This is a genomic window from Mycoplasma sp. 06067-C1-B144P-99-0482-3, from assembly GCF_051053925.1.
In the GTDB taxonomy this organism is placed as follows: domain Bacteria; phylum Bacillota_I; class Bacilli_A; order Mycoplasmatales; family Mycoplasmataceae; genus Mycoplasma; species Mycoplasma leachii.
The window spans coordinates 28,735-52,673 of record NZ_CP144017.1; the positions used below are offsets into that span (position 1 = coordinate 28,735).

The window sequence follows — 23,939 nt, forward strand, 5'->3', positions numbered from 1 at the left end:
AGTGAACCATAATAATATAATATAATAATAAAACGTGTTTTAATATGACAACTAAATTTTTTAGTTAATTTAATAGGTATCATTATGTTAAAGTTTATTAAAAATAATAAGTGATGAGTAACTATAATCTCTATTTTTGCTATCTTTTTTAGTAGTTTTGGAATTTTTGCAAAAAGTTATGTAGATTCAAACAAACAAAAAGTAGTTAATAAGATTCAAAATTATGTTCAAGCTAGCTCATATGCAGTTCAATCTAGAATTTTAAAAGAAACAGAAAATCTTAATGAAGATTATCTTAATGAAAAAATCGGAAAAAAATCATTGTTAAATGAGTTTAACAGTGATTTTATTTGACGACCAAATAATAGTAAAACTACTTCTTCTGGTACTATTTCAGATCTTTGAAAAACTTATTTTGGTTCATCTAATAATGTATTAAATAAGAATCTACAAATTCAATATAAAAATAATAATGAGTATAAAAATATAGAGAGTTCAAAAGGAGAAATAACTCCAAAAAATATTGATTTTTTATTAAGTATAAGTAAATCAGCTGAAAAATTTTTAAATGGTTTTGCTCCTTCTTTAGCTTCTTTAGGTTTATCTTTTTTACAAAATAAAGTTTTGAATAATAGAGATGATTCTAAACTTCAAAGTTATAAAGATGGAATAAATAAATTTGCTGATGTTATTGAAAATAACAAAGATCTTTTTAGTTATTTAGGTAAATTATTTACTCCTGAACCATTAGAAAAAGATTATTATAAAGACCTTACTGTCCAACAAGCTTTAGTTAAAAATATTAATCAAATAGCAGCAGCAATTGCTGATAATAAGGAATTTGCTAAAGAAACTGAAGTTGATAAAATTCCTGAAGCATTAGATAAAATTTTAGCAGAATTAGGTTTAGATTCTTTAGGTGAAATTATTGGTGAACTAATTAGTAGTAAAAATGGTTTTCAAAATTTAGGAAAAATTTTTAGCAAAATTAAAAATATTTTTACATCACAAAACTTTCAAAAATTAAAAACAAAAGGTTTAGAATTAATAAATAAAATTACACCATATTTAGCTACTTATTTATATTCAGAAATCTTTTTTGGTTTATATTATGTCACTCATGAAGAATTTAAAAACCCTAATGATCTATTATTTCAAAAAACCGATGACAGTAACTTTTTAGCATTAATTAATAATAAATTAGATTTTAAGGTTTTATTAAATGGAATAGAAATAATATTAAAAGATAAAAAGGGGTTTGAAAGATTTTATAATTTTATTTTTAAAAGATTTGATAAAAATAAAATTTTTAATAATTTAAACAATATAAGTTCAAACAAAGGAACTGGAAGTTTAATTTATGATTTAATTAATTGATTAGAAGAAAAAATAAATAGTTTTTCAAGCAAACTTAATATATTAATTAGATTTGCTGAAATAGCTTTAAATGATCCTAATATTATAAAAATTGTACAAGATAAAATTGTTAGTTTTATAAAGGATAAATTACCAAAACCACCAATGGGACAATGAGCGGTAAAATTCAAAGATAATGCATTAGAAATATCTCTTATTGTTTTGGTTAGAATCCCATTACATGTAAAACTAAATCTTTTTGGACAGACCGGATTATTTAATAAACTAATTACTATATTAAAATCTTTTGATAAATCGACTAAATATTTAGTTGATGAATTTTTTAAATACACTAAAAATGTATTGTATTTAAATAATAATAAAAATTTTAATTTTTCTTTTTTTCAAGAACTAATAAATAATGTAAGTGATTTATTAAAAGATGATAAAAACATATATATAACAATTGCTAAAACTGAGATTCCATTTTGACCTTTTGGAGAACCAGATATGGAAGTTAAAACTATATATGACATTTTAACTCTTCCTTATAATAATGAGTTTTTAAATGGTTTAGTTTATAAAAAAGCTGGAAAAGATTTAGATCCTATATTAAATAAGATTAAAACTTTTTTAGAGTCATTAAAAAAATATAAATTTATAACTGAACCAATTAAATTAAAAGATGATTTTTCAAAATATTTGGAAAATCTTTCAAAACATTTAATTACTTATGAAAATGGCGATCTAATTAATTTTAATTTATTAAATAGTCTTTATGATGGAAATATAATTTCTGATTTTGTCTATAAATGGATTGATTTTCTAACAAAAGATATTAGTAAAGATAATAATCCAATATTACCTATTTTAAAAGCTATTAGTAAAGATGAAAAATTAGAAAATTTAAAACAAATTAAAGATCGATGAACCGCTAAAATATCTGAACTTTCAAAAAAAATTCAAAACTTTAAAAATATTACAAAAATTAAAAATATTAAAATTAACTTACCTGAAAAATTGTTAAAACAATTTGGATTAGAAAGTTTAAATATTCAAACAATTTATGAGCTTATAAAAACATTAAATAAATATTTTAATGATTATTTATCTAAAAACCCTAATAAAGTAGTTGGAGTTAATATTTCAAGTTTTGGAAAAGTTCTTACTGCTTTAACTATAAAAGTTGGTGTTGAATATAGACCAGAAAACAAAGATAAAAATTTCTTGTATAGCAAAGATATTAAAGAAAATAAAACTAAAACTATTCTTAAAGCTCTGGTTTATGGATTTGATACTCATGATAATAGTAGTGATGTAGGTTCTGATTCTATTAAAAATAGAAAGCCAGAATCTTATTATAATTGAGATAAAATTCATTTTTATATTAATGGATCTAGTCAAGCTATTACTTTAGATAGAACCAAATTAAAAGATGATTCATCTTATTCTCCTTTACATATGCTATTAGGAATAAATCCTGATAAAAGTTCATATTTAAAAGATTCACTGGGTTATGTATTTGGTACTTTATTTGGTGGATTACCAGCAAGCGATTCAAATTATCAACTTTCAATTGAAAACAAAACTGATGTAACTTCAATTCTTAATGTATTTAATTATGTTTTAGATAAAAAAGACAAAGAACTTAAAAAGCAAGAAGAACAAATTGCTACTAAATATTATGATAAAAACGCTTGATCAACTAAAATATTAAGTAGTAATGAAAATGAAATTATTTATCAATTAATTAGATTAAAATCTTCAGATACTAAAGAATCTAAAAGATTAGGTACTAGATTTGAAGTTAGATTATTAAAAAATAAAAATAATTCTTATTGATCAATTAATAGAGTTATAGCTCTAGATTATAAAGTAGCATAAGCTACTTTTTTATTAACTTTTAAAAAGTAAAAATTATGTTATAGTAAACATAGTAATGTTAATGGATAAATAAAATATTGTCTGCATATATATTTGTTGGTTGTAGTTAGTTTTAAGGTGAATTAAATGTTAAAGTTTATTAAAAATAATAAGTGATGAGTAACTATAATCTCTATTTTTGCTATCTTTTTTAGTAGTTTTGGAATTTTTGCAAAAAGTTATGTAGATTCAAACAAACAAAAAGTAGTTAATAAGATTCAAAATTATGTTCAAGCTAGCTCATATGCAGTTCAATCTAGAATTTTAAAAGAAACAGAAAATCTTAATGAAGATTATCTTAATGAAAAAATCGGAAAAAAATCATTGTTAAATGAGTTTAACAGTGATTTTATTTGACGACCAAATAATAGTAAAACTACTTCTTCTGATACTATTTCAGATCTTTGAAAAACTTATTTTGGTTCATCTAATAATGTATTAAATAAGAATCTACAAATTCAATATAAAAATAATAATGAGTATAAAAATATAGAGAGTTCAAAAGGAGAAATAACTCCAAAAAATATTGATTTTTTATTAAGTATAAGTAAATCAGCTGAAAAATTTTTAAATGGTTTTGCTCCTTCTTTAGCTTCTTTAGGTTTATCTTTTTTACAAAATAAAGTTTTGAATAATAGAGATGATTCTAAACTTCAAAGTTATAAAGATGGAATAAATAAATTTGCTGATGTTATTGAAAATAACAAAGATCTTTTTAGTTATTTAGGTAAATTATTTACTCCTGAACCATTAGAAAAAGATTATTATAAAGACCTTACTGTCCAACAAGCTTTAGTTAAAAATATTAATCAAATAGCAGCAGCAATTGCTGATAATAAGGAATTTGCTAAAGAAACTGAAGTTGATAAAATTCCTGAAGCATTAGATAAAATTTTAGCAGAATTAGGTTTAGATTCTTTAGGTGAAATTATTGGTGAACTAATTAGTAGTAAAAATGGTTTTCAAAATTTAGGAAAAATTTTTAGCAAAATTAAAAGTATTTTTACATCACAAAACTTTCAAAAAATAAAAACAAAAGGTTTAGAATTAATAAATAAAATTACACCATATTTAGCTACTTATTTATATTCAGAAATCTTTTTTGGTTTATATTATGTCACTCATGAAGAATTTAAAAACCCAAGTGATTTAACAAAGCAAAAAGTTAATGTTAGTGATTTTTCAGCCTTAGTTAATAATAAAATTGATTTAAATGTATTAATAAACGGTTTTCTAAAAGTATTAAAGGATAAAAAAAGTTTTGATAGATTTTATAATTTTATTTTTAAGCGTTTTAATGAAAATGAAATATTTAATAGCAAAAATAATATAGGCTCAAATAATGGTGTTGGAAATTTAATATTTGATTTAATTAATTGAGTAGAAAAAAAATTACATAATTTTTCTAATTTATTAGAAACATTAATAAAATTTGCTGATTTTGCTATGTCTGATGAAAAAATTAAGAAAACATTTGAAGAAAACATTAAAAATTTTATTACAAAAAAATTAAATGAATTAGGAACACCATTAGGCAAATGGCATGTAGAAATTAAAAATGGGATACTAAATATTTCTGCTGGTTCTTTATGATTAGCGAGTTTAACAGCTAAAATAGAAGTTTTTAGCAAAGATGGTATAATACCTAAGATAATTGATGTTCTTAAAAAAATTCATGGCATTATCAATAATTCATCTGAAACAATAATAAAACATATAAAAGAAATTTTTTATCTAGCAAAGGATAATATTTTAGATTTTTCTATGACATCAAAAAATATATCTGAAATTATAATGACATTTAAAGAATTGCTTATAAATAATAAAATATTAAATGTTAATGTTAAAGCTTTTTTTATAAAATTGTTGGATATAAGTTCAATATATGACATATTAGAATTACCATATTCAAATAGTGCATTAAAGTGAATTCTTGAAAGATTTGCAAACGATAAAATTGAACCACATTTAAAAAAAATTAAATCTATTTCTGAAACATTGCAAAAAAATAAATTTATACAAAATGCAGATAAGATAAAAGAACAACTTCCTAAATATTTAGATTTATTTTCTAGTCATTTTAAAAAATATGAAAAATCTAGTGACTTAAAATTTAATCTAAATATTAGTTTATATAAAGGGAATATAATTGAAGACTTCATTCTAAAATGAATTAATTTCTTATTACAAGATGCAGAAAATAAGGAAAATCCATTACTTCCTATAATAAGATTAATTACTAAAAAGAATAGTTTAGAAACTTTAGATGATATTAAAAATGAATGAGTATCTAAAATAACTAATATTTCTAAAAAAATAGAAAGTTTTCAAAATATATCAAAAATTAGAGATACAAAAATTGATATTCCAAAAGAATTATTAAAATACTTTGGATTAGAAAGTATAAATAACCAAACTATTTTACAGCTTCTAGAAATTTTAGGTAAATACTTTGATGATTATTTATCTAAAAACCCTAATAAAGTAGTTGGTATTAATATTTCAAGTCTTGGAAAAGTTCTTACTGCTTTAACTATAAAAGTTGGTGTTGAATATAGACCAGAAAACAAAGATAAAAATTTCTTGTATAGCAAAGATATTAAAGAAAATAAAACTAAAACTATTCTTAAAGCTCTGGTTTATGGATTTGATACTCATGATAATAGTAGTGATGTAGGTTCTGATTCTATTAAAAATAGAAAGCCAGAGTCTTATTATAATTGAGATAAAATTCATTTTTATATTAATGGATCTAGTCAAGCTATTACTTTAGATAGAACCAAATTAAAAGATGATTCATCTTATTCTCCTTTACATATGCTATTAGGAATAAATCCCGATAAAAGTTCATATTTAAAAGATTCACTGGGTTATGTATTTGGTACTTTATTTGGTGGATTACCAGCAAGCGATTCAAATTATCAACTTTCAATTGAAAACAAAACTGATGTAACTTCAATTCTTAATGTATTTAATTATGTTTTAGATAAAAAAGATAAAGAACTTAAAAAGCAAGAAGAACAAATTGCTACTAAATATTATGATAAAAACGCTTGATCAACTAAAATATTAAATAGTAATGAAAATGAAATTATTTATCAATTAATTAGATTAAAATCTTCAGATACTAAAGAATCTAAAAGATTAGGTACTAGATTTGAAGTTAGATTATTAAAAAATAAAAATAATCCTTATTGATCAATTAATAGAGTTATAGCTCTAGATTATAAAGCAGTTTAAAACTGCTTTTTATTTAACATATAATAAATATCAACTAATCCTTATAGATATATATTAAAAATAAGGTTATGAACAATTTGAAATTTTATATACAATAGCTTTTATAGTTAATAAACATTTTTATATACAAGTCAATACGCTGATTTTGGTATAATTCATTAGTTAGAAGGTATTTTATGGATCTAAAAATAAGAGCAATTAGTAACAAATATAATTTAAGAATTTCAATAGTTGATGCTTCTGAAACTATAAAAGAAATTACAGATTTACAACAATCAAATGTATTAGCTAATATGGTTTTTTCTAAGTTTATTTGTTGTTCAACTTTAATTGGAATGCAATTTAAAAATAAAGAAAAGACTTATGTTAATTGAAATGCACCAAATTCTTTAACTAAAACTATGATAGCTGAGTATCATGATAGTAAAATTAGAGCTTATATACAAAATAAAAATGTAAATATTGATAATTTTAATAATAAAGATCTTAATGAAATTATTTGTTTAATTGCTTCTAATACAGGTGATTTAATAGTAAGTAGAGATTTGAATTTAAAAGAACCATATGTTTCAAATATAGAAATTGAATATGGAAATATTGATTATGATTTTATGAAGTATTTTAATCAATCAAATCAAACTAAATCATTTATAACAACTGAAGTTAAATTTGATGATAATTTAGAAATTAAAAAAGTAGTTGGAATTTTAGTTGAAATGCTTCCAAATCATACAAAAGAAGATTTAGACTATATTTCAGAAAAGCTAGGTAATACAAATTATGTAAAAGATGTACTAGTTAAATCAACTAATTATTATGCTATTGTTAAAGAAATTGATAATGATGCTACTATTTTAGATCAATCAACAATTAGTTTTGAATGTACTTGTTCTTATCAAAAAGTTTTATCAACACTAAATCTTTTAAACCCAAATGATTTAAAAGATATTATTAAAGATGATAAACCTGTAGAAGTTGTATGCGATTTTTGTAATCAAAAATACAATATTCAGATACAAGACGTCCTAACATTATTAAATTAAATTGTGTTAAAATCTATTATAATCATTGTTTTATAAAGAGGGTAATTATGGCTAAAGACAAGAAAAAAACTGAGGTCTCTGAGGTTTCTATTAATATTCAACAAATTCAACCAATTAGTAAATCTAAAAAAGATGACCTTGAAATAGTTGAAAAAAAGAAAAAAATAAAATCAGTTAAAACTGAGTCTTTTTCATCAACTCAAGCAGATCAAAGAGAATATATAATTATTCCAAATGAACAAAATTTTGAACCAGGAATTAAAGGGTTAAAACAAAAACAAAAGCTTCAAAAGCAATTAACTAGTAAATATTCAAAAGATATTTTAAATAAAGAGCATATAATCACTACTCAAAACTACAAACCAGATTTAAATAAACATATTATTGAATTAAAAAATGTTAAAAAATCTTATATTACTGGTGATTTAGAAACCCCTGTTTTAAAAGGTATTGATATTAAATTAGATAAATCAGATTTTATTGTTATTTTGGGACCTTCTGGATCAGGAAAAACTACTTTTTTAAATATTATTTCAGGTTTAGATAAAGCTAGTGAAGGTGATGTTTTTGTTTTAGGATCTAATCTTTCTTTATTAAAAGACTCTCACATGACTAAGTTTAGAAGAAAAACTGTTGGGTTTGTTTTTCAACAATATAACTTATTGACCAATTTAACTGCTAAAGAAAATGCTGAAGTTGGAGAAAATCTTTCAAGTAAAAAAAATGGAATGTCAATTGATGAAATTTTTGAAACAATTGGAATGAAAGATCAAATGAACAAATATCCTCATCAAATGTCAGGAGGACAACAGCAACGTGTTTCAATAGCAAGAGCATTAGCTAAAAATCCAGATATTTTATTTGCTGATGAGCCAACTGGAGCACTAGATGAAAAAATGGGACGTAAAGTTCTAGAAATTTTAGTTAAAGTTAATAAAGAGTATAAAACTACTGTTATTGTAGTTACTCACAACCCAAATATTGCTAAAATTGCAAACACTGTAATTCATATTAAAAATGGAATTATTGATAATTTAGAACATAACGCACACCCAGCCGATCCACAAACCATAGAATGAGCTTAGTTTAAAATTTAGTAATAAAAAATGCACTTAGGTGCATTTTATTTTGCTATTTAAAAAGTTTTAGCTGCTTGTATAACTTCATCAATAATTGTTTCTACTCTTTGTTCTGGAGTTAGTTGTAGTAATGGTGCTACTTTTACTCCTGCTAGTAAAACAGTTTTGTTAAAATCGATTCCTAAAAATCTCATAGCTCCTTCAACATATTGAGTGTGTTGTCCTCAAGGATATCATCCTAATGGTGCTCCTTGAACTCCTAAAATTTGAGCTTTTAAATTAGTAATTAAACCAATTGCATCTCCTTTTTTAGAATATTTATATGAAAATGTTTCATTAGCAACTGAAACATGATCAATAAATGATTTTAATGTTACTGGAGTTGAAAAATTATACATTGGACAAGAAATTACTAATTTATCTACACTTTTTAATAAATTAATATATTTTTTAGTAACTTCTTGTTGATAAAATGTTGGGAATGTTTCTGAAGTTAAAATACTAGTTCCAACTTCATCTTTATTTAAATCAACAATAATAATTTCATCATCTGGGTTGAATTTTTTATATTCTTCTAAAAATCTGTTAGTTAAAGCAACAGAATTAGATACTTCATCTGCTTGAGCGGTTGTTTTTAAAACAAGAACTTTACTCATATTCTACCTCCTATTGTTATTTTATAGTTAATATTAATAATTTGTTTATTAATTTTATTAATAATCTAATTTATATTTTACTTACTAGCATAATTTTCGTGGGTTATTATACAAAATGGTACTATAAGTTATAATTATATTATCAAAGAAATTAGAGAATAATAGATCTATTCTAACAAGCCTAATTTATCTTTGAGTTCATGGGAAAACCTTGAACAATCACTTTTAACCCTCAATACGATTCCTGAGATCTCGTCAACTAACTCACTAGGTAATCCATTGGGGTATTTTTTTATGTATAAGAGTGTTTTGTCTAATCCACTATGAATTCTTCTTGTTTGGTTTATCATTGTTAGTATTTTTAAATCTTCTTTTCTACTTTCATCTAATTGTTTTCTTCTAACAAAATCAACTTCAACTCAATCAGTTGAACCAATTTCTAATGGCTTTGCAATATAGCGTTTAGTATCTGTTCTAAAGTAAAGTTGTTCATCTGAACCAATTACAAGTTGAATATTTTCTTTTTTATAAAATCTAAAACGTTTACCAAATTCATCGTATGGAGCATAAATTTTAGTTTTATACTCTGCTACACCATTTGCAAATTTTCTAGGTATAGGTAGGTCAAAGAATTTTTCAACTTCATTTTCACCTAGTTGTCTAAATGCATTATCTCTTTTTCTTTTTTTACATTTACTATTAACAAAATCTATTAATTTGTGTTTTATTTGATTTGCTTGTTCAATTGTTTTTATATCATTTTGTTTAAAGAAGAAAGGTGCATTTTTTTGGACTGTATCTCACATTCTTTCAACATGTGGTTTTGCATTAGCATTAGATGAAGAAATCACCCCTATACCCCTATTTTCAAGCTCTAAACGCGTTCTAGCGTTATTTCTTTCATCTTTTTTAAAATTAGCTCTATTATCAGTAATAATTCTTTGAGGATAGCCATAAGTTCTAAATATTGTTTCAAAAATTTTTTGATAAGAATTTAAAGATTCTTCGTATTCTTCAAAACACATATCAAGTATTTGATTAGTTCCAACATCAACAGCCATAACACATGTTGCTATTGTGTTATTTTGAAAATAATAATGAGTACATCCATCTACTTCTATTACCTGTCCAAATTTATAATTGTTTGCTACTGCTAGTCTGTGTTTTTCTACGTTTTTAGGCACATAAAAAACTAGCTCATTGCTATACCTAATTAATTTTCCTTCTTCTTGTTGTCTTCTTATTTTTTTAACTTCTTTTTTGGTTTTACGTTTGCAATAAGGGCTTGCATAACCTTGTTGTATTAGTCTCCTATTTAAAGTTGAATAAGAAATTTTATTTTTAGTGTTAGTTGACATAAGAGTGCTGTGATAGTTTTCTAAAGTTAAATAAGAACAACTAGCATTATTTACATCTCCACCAGTTATTTTTACTTGTTCTTGGTATTTTTCACCTAAATTATGTATTATCTCATCACTATATTTTTGAGCATTTTTATTATTAGTGTTTTTATGTGAAAGAATTAGCTCTGCTTCCTTGCTCTTTCATTTAATATATTCACTTTTATATTTTTTTACAGTAGAAAGTGATTTTTGAAACTGTATAGCGATTGATAACAACTTTCTGTTAGGCTCTTTTTCAAAAGTATCTATTATAAGTTTCTTTTTTTCATTAAACTTTTTATTTTCTTGGATAACAAACATTAGACCTCCTGTTCAATTATAAGACCACAGATCTGTGGTCTTATAATTGGTCTGGTACCATTTTGTTTAATAATCCAACCTATCTGGTTATAAACTTGACATTATATATATATATATATATAATGGAATTAACTATATACACTAGGTATATAGCCGATTAACTTCAAAAAGTTAATCAATTTTTTATAAGACATGAGTATCAAATCATTACTAACAATATTAAGCTCTCTAATGATTAGTGCAAGTGGAGTTGGTTTAGTAGTTGCATGTACTAAAACTGATTCTACACAAGCACCAAGTACTAATCAAAATAAAGACAAAGATAAAAAAGATGGTAATGGAAAAAGTGAAGAAAAACCAAAAGTTATTTCAAAAAGTCAATGAAGCAATGCCCTTAGAGATAGCATAACTGGTTGAGATATAGAAAATTATGATTTTTCAAAACCAAACAATAATCAAAATCTACCAAAATTATCTAAACAAAATATTGAAGTAGGGACTTATTCTAAAAAACAAGTAACTAGATAATAGTGCTTTACATTCATCAATTAAAAAGAAAATTGCTAAAATACTAAAAATAGAAGAAAAATCATTAAAAGTTGAAAACGTTTATTTTGATGATGAATCTGGAGAAGTAATTGTTAAATCAACAAAATTCTCTGATACTTTAAAAGTTACATTTTTAGTAAAAGAAAATCTAGAATTAGGTGCTTATACTAAAGACCGAATCCTAGATAATTCAAAATTTCATTCAACAATTAAAAAGAAAATAGCAGAAATATTGAAAGTAGATGAATCTACACTAACAGTTTTAGATGTGTACTATGAAGATAAAACTGGTGGTGGAGTTGTTAAATCTACAAAACTTCCTAATGAAATAAAATTTATATTCTCTGTTAAAGAAAAATAATTATTTACCAATAATTCCATTATAAGGTTAATAATAAATATTAATTTTTAAAAATCAAGTAGTTTTTTAAACTAAACATAACCATCCTACTACTTAAAAAATTAGATTACAAGTTTAATAAATCTGTTTTACAAAATATTAAGTAAAACATTTTAAAAGTAACTGATACAGTATTTTTTCATTCTACCAAATCATTAATTAAAAACTTAAATAGTTTATTACGCCCTAAAAAATAAATTTCTAAAAAAATTAAATATTACCAACAAATAATTTATCAATTGCGATTATCTTAAATTCTGATTATGTAGAAAGGGAATATGAATAATAAGATCCAACAGTGATCACAAAAAAATAAAGTACTTTACGGCTTTATTTTATGATCATTTATTTCATTTGCATATATGCTATTTATCGCTAACTGAGGTTTTTCAGTTACACTAGCAGGTAGTGGTGTAAGTAATGGAACAGTTTATCCGGGATTTCTAGGTTACTTTGGTATTGAAAGCAACCGTAGTTTTCAAGTTTTAAACCAAATTTCAAACTGATCAATTACATTAGGTCGTGCTATAGGTTCAGTGCTTATTGCATTATTATTAGCAAAATTTGCTCATAAATACACAACTATTATTGCGCTTGGTATGACATTAGCTGGTATTCCGGCTGCATTTATGCCAGCAACTAGATCTGGATATGCATTGTTTTTAATTTTAAGAACAATTATGGCTATTGGAGGAACAACGCTAGTTATTTTAACCCAACCAGTTGTTGCTAACTTCTTTGGTGCTAAACAAAAATCAATTGTTTCACAATTTGGTATTTGATTTTATCCACTAGGTACAATTGTTTCAATCTTACCTGCATTTTTAGTTAGCATACCAGACTCAGTTAGAAATCAATGACAACTAATAATTACTTTACTTGCTGCATTAAATATTATTCCTTTAATATTATTTATTCTTATAGGTACAAAATTTGACATTAAAAAAGATGAACCAAAAGTAAAAGTAAATGGTTGAAAAATTCTTGGTTCATACATTAAGAAAAAACAAACTTATGCATGAGTTCTACTATATGGTGGATGATTATGTATAGCTGTTTTTCTAACAAGTTTAACAATACCAATCTTTAACGGACTAAGTAATGCTAATGGATCATTTAACAAATTTATTCAAGGTTGACAGATTGCATTTTTAGCAGCTGTGTTTGTAGGTCCTATTAGTCTTGGTTTGTGATCAAGAAAACAAGCAAAAAGAAGATGATTCATTGCTTGTGCAATTACAATGGGAATAGTTTTATTTGTATTATCAACTTTAACTTTTGTATTTGGTGTTGCTAAATATGGAAAAAGTCAAAATAATTCTATGTTTGTATTTTCAGCTATAATGTTTGTTATTTTAGGTTTTTTAACTGGATTATGTGTTTGAGGTATTCAAGGAGTTATGTTAAACATGCCTCACGAATACAAAGAAGCAGATCCAAAAACTATTGGTTGAATGTTTAGTTTAATTTGAGGATTTGGATACATGTTCTTTACTGTTGTATTAATTATAATTTCTGGTGTAACACTTTTACAAGGACTAGACAAAGTATTAGTAAGTTCAATTCAACTAGTAATTATTATTGTTGCTACATTAATATCATTAATTGGTATATTAATGTTAAAAGAACCACATCCTGAATATCCAATGTTTCCAACTAAAAAAGATTCAACTAAAAACGTATCAATAAAATAAGAAAAAAATACAAATAATTAATGTAAATCACAATTTTTAAAATTGTGATTTTTTTATTTTTTAGTAATTAGAAATAGTGATTAGAATAATCAAAAGTTTATCGCATAAATTAACTATATAGGAGGTTAACATAGGAGTACCATTAGAGATACGACAAGTTCCAGGACCAAAGAATACTGTAATTAAAAAATCTGGTTCGAAATGAGCGGCAATTGAAAGGGTTGGCTGTGTAAGAAAAAATGGTTCTAACCAACCAAAAGAAGGTAAAGTGATAGAACACATCATTGATGGTGAGTTTATTAAAAAAGAAGAAATTAAAAAGGAGATTAGCTTTAAATATTATGGTGATTATGAATTGGCTAAATCAGTTTCACAAGATATTTGAAATGACTCAAAAGAAGTATCTCATATAGCAGCTTAGAAGAAACATACGAAGAATCTCATATAGCAGCTTAGAAGAAACATACGAAGTATCTCATATAGCAGCTTAGAAGAAACATACGAAGAATCTTTTATTTCTAATGAATTTCAAAACTTAAAACTAAGTAAAAATAATATTTCTAAATTTCTAAGATCAGTTGGTCTTGATTATGGAAAAGCGCTTTTATTTATTAGAAACAGAGTTAAAAAAATTGATTATGATAACAGAATTGCTATTGATGGGATGTTAAAAAATAATAATAGTAGAATTAATTCTTTAAATGACTTTTCTTTCAAATCAAAGTTAAAAAATAGCAAAAACATATCTATATTAATTGCTTTTAATGTTACGACTAGAGATGTAATTTGTTCACTTCCATACTCAGGAAATTGTGTGGATGTCACTAGTTTTCCTGACTTTTTGGAGAAAACAGGAATAAATAATGGAATAACTATAGGTGACAAAGGCATAAATAGCAGTGCACTAATGTCCAATGTTGGCTTTATACATCCGCTCAAAAGATCACTAAAACTTTTAGAAGAAATTGATGCATACAATATGAAAGATAAAATAAACAGGGAAGCGATACCCAATAAGTAGACACTTAAAATATCCACTTTATTTTAAATTGGTATCTTTGAGATTTAGAAAAAGTGGATTTTTTGTGTAGTTTCAAAAGTGTTAAAGGGCTTGAAAAAGGTAATTAATTTTTCGATGATACCTTTCAGAAAAAAACCCGAGAACACAAAACTATAAAAATCTAAAAAGAAAGGATAATATTATGGAATTTCAAGATATTAAAAGTGACTATGTAAAAAGTATTTGAGATTCCTTAAATGATGAATTTAAAGGTAGTGAAGAAAGCGAATTAGCAACAGCTAGAACTTTAACTAGTAATTATTTAATGGAAGCGCATGGTACTGATTTTATAGTTCAAGCAATAGCAATTCCTAGAGAATGTATTGTTCCAGCAGAAACAGGAACTGGAATCTGAATAGCTAATATAAAAAATACTGCTAAGATTTTTATTCCTAGCAATTTTGTTTATGACCAAGATAAAACAAAACCTACAGTTTTAATTGCTTTACCATTAAAAGTAAATGGTAAATTTTTCACTACTTTTTATAGAGAAAAAGGAGCTCAACGATCAAGTTATTACAATTTGATTAGAGCTTATTTTTTCTTGCTTAAGGTTAACATTTTTTACTACATAGCAAAAGGTAAAGAAAAAATGAAGCAACAAGCAGAAAAAGCAAAAGAAATTTGAAATAAAACAGAAAATTGAGTTAAAAAACTATTTAAAAAAGAAAAACCTAAAGATGATGAAAAAGTTGAGCAAATTAAACAATCACTAAACAAACCAGTTGATCAAAATGTTTTTAAATATCAAACTCAACCAGAAGAATGAGAAGAACCAGAAATGATATTTAATTCAGAAAAAGAAGAAAATGACTACCATTATTATGAGCTTGTAGAAAAAATTAAAACATTTGTAAAAAATGATGAACTAACTAAAACAAATGAATTCTTTTTAGAAGTAAAACAAATATATGATATTGAAAGAAAAGAAAAAGGATGAGAAATTAAAAATATTAATGATATTCTTCCTGAACCTTTCAATTCTAAATATTCTTAAGAAGTAAATTATTTAATATTTTAAAAAATACAAATGTTGTTTAGGATTTTTATCCTAAACCTTTTTTGCGTGGTTTAATTTTGCTTTTGTTAGGTTTTTACTTGAATTTATTCTTAAAAATTTATAAAAATGATTAACTTAGCTTTATTTAGATTTTTTATAAAATAGCAAAGGTATAGCAAGGTATATACAGTGATATATTCTGATATACAACCAAGTTTTAAATTTTATAATAAAGAATAATAATTAAGTTTTGTCTATTGTCTAATTAAAGAATAATATAATAAAAGAATAATTAAATTAAAGAATAATTAAATAAAAGAATAATATAGAACTTCCCTTAGAGAAGTTCTATATTATTATTAAAGAAAGAGAAAAAACATCATTTTTTGTTTTTCTACTCTTATTTTTTAAATAACAAAACTCAAAGGCTCCACTTAAAGGTTATGCCTTTGGTTTTGGTTATATTTGTTTTTTTGGGGGGCACATCCCCCTTTCCCCCTGTTTGGTAGGAATTCCGCTCATACTTCGCTCGGTATTCTTTTAGTTAGTTTATCTCTACAGGTGAAAATGAATTTAAGTTGGTTTTGAGTACAATTATCTTTGTACTTAAATTTAATGTATTTAAAATAAGTAAATATGTAATTCATTTTAATTAATAATTTAACTAATATTTTTTAAATATTGTATATATATATAATTTTTATCAAAAAGTACTTGAAATTTAAAAATAAAATAGTTAGAATAAAGCTAACAATCATTTTAATTTAAATGATATTTCTTGTGTTTACTTTTAGGGTAGCAGTCCCATGCATATAAAAATGAATTTGAGAAATATATAGATAGTTTTAATAAAAAAAATGCATCATCAACTGAGTTTGCTAAAAAACTTGATTTATCATGAAGTTTTCAGGAATTCTTTAGCCCATCAAAAGATTTGAGAAGAATGAAAATTATTTCTAATCTAACAACAGATACATTTAATTTCTTCTCACCAGTTATTTTTACTAAAAATATTAATATTATTGGTCTAGATAAAGATGACTGAAAAGAAAATACACGTCTAAAATTTGATGCAAGATTAATAGCACTTTCAACACACACCGAAAAATTTGGCAATAAAAAGATTCAATATGGTATTTATATTGAAACTAACGCAGATGAAAGTACGATTGAATTTAATGCACCGCTGGTGTTTAAAAAACTACCACAATAAAAGATTAAAAAATTAGGCTTATACATTCTAAAGCCCAATTTTTTTAATATCATAGTTTTAGTTAAGTAAAGAATTTTAAAATACATACTATATTTTGTATAAAAAAGTAAATATCTTTAAAAAGAGTTTATTTTTTGATGAAAATTTTGGAAAAATATTCAAAAAAAGACGAGATAATGGTTCTATCCCGTCTTCTATAGTACATATTTCTGGAACTTTTTATTTAATTCTTTTCTCAGGCTTTTAATACTTGTTCTCTGAATTTATATGTATGATCGAATATACTACTTGCTTTTTTTGCTACATTATTTTTAATTTTTCATTTTGACAAGTCTTGTGAAAATTTAGTCGCACGAAGGAACATTTCACCTAATTTCTCAACTTTCCATTAAAAGATTTTGCATCTTGAAACATTGATTCCATATCTGTTACATTAGAAACATCTCAATCATTTAAATCTTGGTTAAAATTAATTGCCTCACGGAACATTTCAGACATTTGTCTTACATTAGACACATTTCACGAATTAAGTGGTTGGTTAAAGTTTTTTGCACCAATAAATAAACTTGTCATTATTTTTACATTTTTAGTATTTCATTTTGAAATATTTTGATTGAATTTTTCTGCTTCATAAAACATTGATTCCATATCTGTTACATTAGAAACATTTCAGTTATCTAAATTTAAAACTTTTTCAAATTTAAAGTTTTGAAAAGCATTTTCTAGACTTTTAATTTTCAAAGGAAGATGTTTTGGAACTTTTTTTGTATTTTTTGGCATTTTATATATTCGTATTGTCTCTCCAAAACCATGATCAAGATATCTTTTTTTCAATGAATAACCTATTTGAGTAATAACTACATTTTGCTCTTCATTATTTAGTTCTGGAAACTTGTCATCTGGAACTGTAATGATCTTTTTTTCATTATTTTCAATATAATATTTTGTAGCCACTTTATCCTTTAAAACACTTCCCAAGCGTACATCGAATTCATAAGTCCCTAAACGTAATTTAACCTTATTTTCTGGGTTATTATTACCTTCTACAAAAGTTGTATTTTCATCTCCATTAGCCAGTTTTAAGTTTTCAATTCCTTTTTCTTTAGCAAAAACTTTTATTTGGTCTAAGAAGTCTTTATGAGTGTGAAACGTTGCAAATGCGTCTTCTTGTTCTTTTACAATAGCTTTTATGAGCTCAGAATTTTTTTTTATCATTTTCAGTATTTATTGGTTTTGGTTCATTTTTTTGCTTTTCTTCATTATTTTTATCTTCTTCTTTTTTAGGTGCTTCAGAAGGTTTTGTCTTTTCTTTTTCTTCTTTATTCTCTTCAGTAGGCTTAACTTCTTCTTTTTTATCTGGAGTTTTTTGCGAAGTTTTATTACCACAAGCAATTACTGCAGCACTAGTTGTGGCAACTAAACCAACAGATCCTAATATTGTTAATAATTTTTTCATATAATGTCATTTCCAATTGTTTGTTTATCTTTTGATAAGACACATTATATATATATATATATATATATAATGATATAATGTCAAGTGATAAGTTGGTAAGGAATAGCGTTATATGAAATGTAATAAATATTTATTTAAATATTTCTGTTGTTTAGACTTAAAAATCCTAATAAAAAATCTCTAGTTTCCTGGATTTTTAGTCCGGAATATGGGGTTCGGGGGGGGTTTTTTATACTATGAACTAGTTTGAAAAACAATAAAATTTTAATTTATGCAAAATTAAATTTTCTGTTAAAAGATTTTAAGTATATAAAGTTTGATAATTACTAATTAATTGTTATTATTTTATAATCAGAAGCTAGTGAATTTTTTTGAGGTTTCACCCTTATTTCATAACTTCCACGAGATGGTTTTTCTATTTTAATTCCTATAATGTCTACTCAGTTATTAGTACCCACTATACGATACTGCATTGATGGATCCACACCAATAATATCTCCATTATAATATTTAACTTTTATATCTAAATCTGCTGGTTTAGTTGTGTGAATAACTTGAACTTCAGAAGCTTCTTTTGCATCTGTTGGTTTAACACGTACTGATATAAATTTTGCACCAACATTATCTAATTTAATTTCTGTTCTATCTCCAACATCTTTTCATTCATCATATAATGAACGATATTGCATTATATTATTTACACCTTTTAGAACCACTGATTCATTATCGACACCTTCTAAGTATGCATTTGGTTTGTTGTTTCTAGATACATTAAAATTAAATTCTTTTTCTTTTATATCAAAGTTATGTCCGTTTTTGAATATAGATACTTTAACTTTAGCAATACCTATTTCATTAAAGTTTCCTAATTGAACGTATGTAGCATTTGAATTATTTTCAATTTTTCTAATAGAAGCACCAGCTATATCAAAATTATTAGCATCTAATGTTACACCATCTTTAAGACCTTCTATTTTTAATCTATTTTGTTCAGCTGTAACAGTTAGTTGCATTTGGTTTTGACTAATTGGTTTTATATTATTTTTAAATTCAAAAGTAGCTCTATTTAAATTACGATTAATTTCTGTTTTATCTCGTTGAATTTGCAAATTTAAATTATCTGTAATAAATTTTTTAAGTTCTTCTATTTTAATAGAGTTGCCATAATATTGGAATGATATAACCTTTGAATCTGGATTCTCAAGTCTAGATTTTTCAATAATTTTCTCAACGTTTTTTAAACTAGTGATAAAATTTCTGGCTTTACTAAAACGATATTTAGTTCCCATATTTTGGGTTGGATGAATAAATTCTCTTCCAGATCCAAAATCATCATTATTTAATAAGAATCAATTGTAATTAGTTAAGCCAATTTTGTCTTTTCCTTGCATTCTTCCTCATGTTGAATCAATATGGTATCAACCATCATCTAACTCAACAAGGTTTCAAATATGCTTAACACCTCCGACAACACCTTCAATTGCCTTATTAGGAATTCCTAAGTGATCCATAAACATCTTAAATGACATAGTATAACCTGTACATACTGCTTCTTTTTCAATAATTCCTGCATAAGCAGTTTGGTCAGCAGCAAAAGAATCAAATCGTTCTACATAATTAATATTTTTAGTAATCCATTGATAAGTTTTTAGTATTTTTTCATAATCAGAATATTTTTCCCAACCTTGTGTAATTTTTTTAACTTCATCTAAAGCTCCTTGTTCTTGTTCTTTTGCTGTTGAAGTAAATTCACTTAAAACAGTAACTACATTTCTAAATAAATAACCCTTGTGTTCAGCTCATATCTCAATATTTTTAGTATCAGGTGAGTTAAATTTAAGACCAGTTAGTGTTCCGTCATCATCTAGTTGGAGCACTCTACCTTCATAGTCAGTGTTGGATTTATAAACTTCTTGTGGTGAATAGTTGTCTTTAAGATATCAATTAACACCCTGAACTACTTCATTGTTTTGATCAACAAGTTTTAAATTTAATTTATTTTGAGTCTTAGAGTTTAGTGGTGCGTCATTACCTATAATTTTGAAATTAGGATGTGAGTAGTAATTATAAGTAGTTTTTTTAGTATCTAGAATCTTGTCCTTAATTGTTTGAAAATCATTATTTGAAGGTAAAAATGGCTCTACATGTTGTTGTGGATGAATTACATTAATTAGTGGTTGGTTATATGTTGGTTTATTAATACCATCACTAAATGGTGTTGCTTGAGTATCATTTTTAGAATCGTTATCTATTAAATCTTGATGATTTATATTATTAGATTCATCATATTTATTTTTATCTGAAGCATTATTAGTTGGTATATTTGTATTATTTGATGAGAAATTAGCATTATTTTGTTTTCAAATATAATTTGTTGATAAAGTTGTAAGACCAAGTGAACTAGATCCAACAATTGATAATAATTTCAATAAGAATTTCATAGTATCACGCCCTTAGATTTTTTATACATTTGTAAATCACAAAAATTATATAGCTAATAAAAAAGTAAAGAAAAACATTATAAGTATTTCATAAAAATATTAAGAAAACTTAATAATAGATTAATTAAACACTTATAAGATCTATAGAAAGTTATATAGCTAAATAATATAAGTAAAAATAATACTAGATTATTTTATTTAGATAAATCTTGATTAAACGAAATTGTTTATCTAAATATACTAGATACATTAGTTATATTTAAAACACACCCTTATAAAATCCCCCGAACCCCATATTCCGGACTAAAAATCCAGGAAATGGGGTTTTTATATGTCCAAATTAGATTTAGAAAAAAAGTTAAAAATTGTTAAAGAAGCTAAAAAACTTAATGTAAAAAGGAGCACTTATTTAGCAAATAAGTATAATATTTCAGATTCAACTGTAAAAAATTTAATTAATAGATTTGAAGCATTCGGAATTGAAGGACTTATTAATAAGGATAAAAAACCTTATTATAGTCCAAAATTAAAACTCAAAATTGTATTATATAAACTTAAAACTAATCAGTCTTATGATGAAATTGCAAGAAAATTTAATATTGTTTATTCATCAACTATAGCTGGATGATTTAAAAAGTATAAAGAATATGGATTTTTAGGGTTAAATAATAATATAGGGAGACCTAAGAAAAATATGAAAAACCCTAATAAAAAACCAACTAAAATAAAGAAATCTCAAGTAGAAATTAACAATGAACAACAGATTAAGGAATTAAAAGAACAAGTTGAATACTATAAGTTGGAGGCTGAATTCTGAAAAAAGTTCCACACCTTGTTGACAAAACAAAAATCAACAAGGAAAAAACAAAAGTAGTTTTAGAATTACTAAAAACACACAAAAAAGTTAAAATTTCTATTCTCTTAAAAATAGCCAAGCTGCCTAAATCTTCTTTTTATGAATGAAAACATAAGTTAGAAAATACAATAGATAAAAACAAAGAATTAAAGGAAATGATTGTTGATATTTTTAACAAATCATTTGAAACATATGGGTATAGAAGGCTAAAAATAGCTTTAGAATCAAAAGGATATATTGTTAATCACAAAAAAATTTTAAGGTTAACTAAAGAGCTTGGTGTTCAGTGTATCAAATTTAGAACAAAAAATGGAAGATATAGTTCTTATAAAGGAACTGTTGGAAAAATTGCAGATAATGTTTTAAAAAGAAATTTTCATTCTTTACAAGAAAACAAAGTTTGATGCACTGATGTAACAGAGTTTAAAGTTAATGGTCAAAAGTTATATTTATCACCAATTATTGATCTTTACAATGATGAAATTATTTCGTATTCGATTCAAACTAATCCTAACTTAAACTTAACAAATTCAATGCTAGAAAAAGCACTTAAAAAGGTTAAAAATACAAATGGTTTGTTAATTCACTCTGATCAGGGATTTCATTATCAACACATTAGCTGAGTTAAAAAACTAGAAGAAAATAACATAACACAAAGTATGTCTAGAAAAGGTAATTGCTTAGATAATGCTATTATAGAAAACTTCTTTGGTTTATTAAAACAAGAAATTTATTATGGTGAAAAATATAATTCAGTAGAAGAGTTAACTAAAAGGATTCATAAATATATTTATTGATATAACAACATAAGAATAAAAGAAAAATTAAAAGGATTGTCTCCTGTACAATCCAACAAAAGGATTGTCTCCTGTACAATTCAGAAAACAATCCTGTTATAATATTGAAAAATTTTAGTCCGTGTTTATGGTAGCGGGGGGAAACTAGGACAAAATATTTGAGCAAACATAATTATTTGTCCAAATATTTTTTCCTAGTTTACATATATGAGTTGTTTTATTATTAAAATTGAACTTTGATACCAGGACCCATTGTTGTTGATAAAGTTATGCTTTTAATGTAATCACCTTTTACAGTTTGAGGTTTAACTCTTCTAATTTCATCAATAACAGCTTTAAAATTTTCTTCTAATTTTTCAGATTCAAATGAAACCTTACCAATAATCAAATGAATATTTCCTTCTTTATCAGCACGATATTCAACTTTTCCCTTTTTAATATCATCAACTGCTTTAGCAACATCAATAGTTACAGTTCCAGTTTTTGGATTTGGCATTAATCCTTTAGGACCTAAAATTTTACCAATTGCTCCTAATTTTGCCATCATTTCTGGAGTAGCAACAATAATATCAAAATCAAATCAATTTTCATTTTTAATTCTGTTAATTAATTCTTCTCCACCAACAATATCAGCTTTTGCTTGTTCAGCTTCTTTAGTTTTAGTATTAGTTAAAACTAAAACTCTTTGAGTTTTTCCAGTTCCTGCAGGTAAAACCACAGCACCACGAATTTGTTGATCAGCTTTTCTTGGGTCAATATTTAGATTAAATGCAACTTCAACTGTTGAATCAAATTTAGTTGTAGAAGTTTGTTTTGCTAAATCTAAAGCTTCATTCAATGGGTAAACTTTATTTTTTTCAACTTTACTTAAAGCTTCTTTGAATCTTTTACTGATTTTAGCCATTATTTAAAGTCCTCCATACCTGTAACTTTAATCCCCATATTTTTAGCTGTTCCTATAATTTGTTTCATAGCTGCTTCAATATTATTTGCGTTTAAATCAGGCATTTTATATTCAGCAATAGATCTAATATCATCTAATGTAACAGTTGCAACAGTTTGAGTTTTAGAATTACTTGCTCCTTTTTCAATCTTTGCAACTTTTTTTAACATATATGCAGCTGGAGTAGTTTTTAAAACAAAATCAAATGATTTGTCATCATATGCAGTAATAACAACAGGAACTACATCTCCTGCTCTATCTTTAGTAGCATCATTAAATTCTCTTGTAAATGCAGGCATATTAATTCCTAGTGAAGCTAACTCTGCACCGGGTTTTGCTTGCATAGCCATGAATTCTAATTTAGCTATACGTGTGATTTTTTTAGCCACGAATTTGTTCTCCTTATTTTTTTAAGGTCGTTTTTTATCCGCTGTGGTTCATATGAATTATAAAAATAAAGTTCTCCCACAATAAAAATCGCCTAAAAATTATTATACATTTTTTATGTAAAAAATGATTAATTAAATTAC

17 protein-coding genes and 2 pseudogenes are annotated in these 23,939 nt (G+C 24.8%); 12 read left to right on the forward strand and 7 right to left on the reverse strand.

The genetic code is table 4. From position 1 onward, the window contains the following. The first annotated feature begins 84 nt into the window (after window positions 1-84). The 4 genes from V2P32_RS00125 (at window position 85) to V2P32_RS00140 (ending at window position 8,647) form a co-directional block, all read left to right on the forward strand. Window positions 85-3,240: an STREFT protein gene (locus tag V2P32_RS00125; RefSeq protein WP_434343611.1), complete on the forward strand. Its 3,156-nt coding sequence runs from the start codon at window positions 85-87 to the stop codon at window positions 3,238-3,240. Window positions 3,241-3,366: 126 nt separating this feature from the next. Then, window positions 3,367-6,519 (forward strand): STREFT protein, encoded by a 3,153-nt coding sequence (locus V2P32_RS00130; protein ID WP_434343612.1) that lies wholly within the window; start codon window positions 3,367-3,369, stop codon window positions 6,517-6,519. A gap of 176 nt (window positions 6,520-6,695) precedes the next feature. After that, window positions 6,696-7,562: an Hsp33 family molecular chaperone HslO gene (locus V2P32_RS00135; RefSeq protein WP_434343613.1), complete on the forward strand. Its 867-nt coding sequence runs from the start codon at window positions 6,696-6,698 to the stop codon at window positions 7,560-7,562. Between the two features lie 47 nt (window positions 7,563-7,609). After that, window positions 7,610-8,647 carry an ABC transporter ATP-binding protein gene (locus tag V2P32_RS00140; RefSeq protein WP_107669898.1) on the forward strand — a complete coding sequence of 346 codons (1,038 nt, stop codon included), beginning with the start codon at window positions 7,610-7,612 and terminating at the stop codon, window positions 8,645-8,647. A 50-nt stretch (window positions 8,648-8,697) separates the two neighbouring features. Here the strand turns inward: V2P32_RS00140 and V2P32_RS00145 are convergent, their stop codons facing one another. Both V2P32_RS00145 and V2P32_RS00150 read right to left on the reverse strand, forming a co-directional pair. Continuing rightward, window positions 8,698-9,297, reverse strand: a complete 600-nt coding sequence (locus V2P32_RS00145) for an FMN-dependent NADH-azoreductase (RefSeq protein WP_434343614.1) — start codon at window positions 9,295-9,297, stop codon at window positions 8,698-8,700. 167 nt (window positions 9,298-9,464) lie between these two features. After that, window positions 9,465-11,000 (reverse strand): hypothetical protein, encoded by a 1,536-nt coding sequence (locus V2P32_RS00150; protein ID WP_434343615.1) that lies wholly within the window; start codon window positions 10,998-11,000, stop codon window positions 9,465-9,467. A 192-nt stretch (window positions 11,001-11,192) separates the two neighbouring features. Here V2P32_RS00150 and V2P32_RS00155 point away from each other — a divergent pair, with 192 nt between their 5' ends. The 7 genes and pseudogenes from V2P32_RS00155 to V2P32_RS00185 all read left to right on the forward strand — a co-directional run bounded on the left by V2P32_RS00155 (window position 11,193) and on the right by V2P32_RS00185 (window position 16,916). After that, a complete protein-coding gene (locus V2P32_RS00155) occupies window positions 11,193-11,528 on the forward strand; it encodes a Vmc-like lipoprotein signal peptide domain-containing protein (protein ID WP_434343616.1) in 336 nt (111 codons plus the stop codon). Between the two features lie 253 nt (window positions 11,529-11,781). Beyond that, window positions 11,782-11,910, forward strand: coding sequence for a hypothetical protein (locus V2P32_RS00160; protein WP_434343617.1), 129 nt, complete (start codon window positions 11,782-11,784; stop codon window positions 11,908-11,910). 317 nt (window positions 11,911-12,227) lie between these two features. Next, entirely contained in the window at window positions 12,228-13,643 is a 1,416-nt protein-coding gene (locus V2P32_RS00165; RefSeq protein WP_434343618.1) for a hexose phosphate transporter, read from the forward strand. 130 nt (window positions 13,644-13,773) lie between these two features. Further along, window positions 13,774-14,026: pseudogene (locus tag V2P32_RS00170) on the forward strand (hypothetical protein); the annotation flags it as partial. Between the two features lie 110 nt (window positions 14,027-14,136). Next, window positions 14,137-14,655: pseudogene (locus V2P32_RS00175) on the forward strand (hypothetical protein); the annotation flags it as partial. A gap of 190 nt (window positions 14,656-14,845) precedes the next feature. Beyond that, a complete protein-coding gene (locus tag V2P32_RS00180; RefSeq protein WP_434343619.1) occupies window positions 14,846-15,700 on the forward strand; it encodes a hypothetical protein in 855 nt (284 codons plus the stop codon). A gap of 946 nt (window positions 15,701-16,646) precedes the next feature. Continuing rightward, the gene (locus tag V2P32_RS00185) at window positions 16,647-16,916 is read left to right on the forward strand and encodes a hypothetical protein (RefSeq protein ID WP_434343620.1); all 270 of its coding nucleotides are present in this window, start codon (window positions 16,647-16,649) and stop codon (window positions 16,914-16,916) included. Window positions 16,917-17,285: 369 nt separating this feature from the next. Here the strand turns inward: V2P32_RS00185 and V2P32_RS00190 are convergent, their stop codons facing one another. The 3 genes from V2P32_RS00190 to V2P32_RS00200 all read right to left on the reverse strand — a co-directional run bounded on the left by V2P32_RS00190 (window position 17,286) and on the right by V2P32_RS00200 (window position 20,813). After that, a complete protein-coding gene (locus V2P32_RS00190) occupies window positions 17,286-18,131 on the reverse strand; it encodes a BspA family leucine-rich repeat surface protein (RefSeq protein ID WP_434343621.1) in 846 nt (281 codons plus the stop codon). Next, on the reverse strand, window positions 18,052-18,372 hold the full coding sequence (locus V2P32_RS00195; RefSeq protein WP_434343622.1) for a lipoprotein: 321 nt from the start codon (window positions 18,370-18,372) through the stop codon (window positions 18,052-18,054). Before V2P32_RS00195 ends, V2P32_RS00190 begins: the two co-directional genes overlap by 80 nt. A gap of 326 nt (window positions 18,373-18,698) precedes the next feature. Beyond that, the gene (locus V2P32_RS00200; RefSeq protein WP_434343623.1) at window positions 18,699-20,813 is read right to left on the reverse strand and encodes an MAG6410 family transglutaminase-related lipoprotein; all 2,115 of its coding nucleotides are present in this window, start codon (window positions 20,811-20,813) and stop codon (window positions 18,699-18,701) included. 331 nt (window positions 20,814-21,144) lie between these two features. On the opposite strand from V2P32_RS00200, the gene V2P32_RS00205 reads away from it, so the two are divergent. Then, window positions 21,145-22,568, forward strand: a protein-coding gene (locus V2P32_RS00205) for an IS3 family transposase (RefSeq protein WP_434343624.1) whose coding sequence is annotated in 2 segments (ribosomal slippage) — window positions 21,145-21,637 and window positions 21,637-22,568 — 1,425 coding nt in all. Because the reading frame shifts where the segments join, the coding sequence is not laid out codon by codon here. 121 nt (window positions 22,569-22,689) lie between these two features. Here the strand turns inward: V2P32_RS00205 and rplA are convergent. Beyond that, window positions 22,690-23,370: a 50S ribosomal protein L1 gene (gene rplA / locus V2P32_RS00210; RefSeq protein ID WP_434343625.1), complete on the reverse strand. Its 681-nt coding sequence runs from the start codon at window positions 23,368-23,370 to the stop codon at window positions 22,690-22,692. Further along, entirely contained in the window at window positions 23,370-23,798 is a 429-nt protein-coding gene (gene rplK / locus V2P32_RS00215; RefSeq protein ID WP_013447424.1) for a 50S ribosomal protein L11, read from the reverse strand. Before rplK ends, rplA begins: the two co-directional genes overlap by 1 nt. Window positions 23,799-23,939 lie beyond the last annotated feature (141 nt).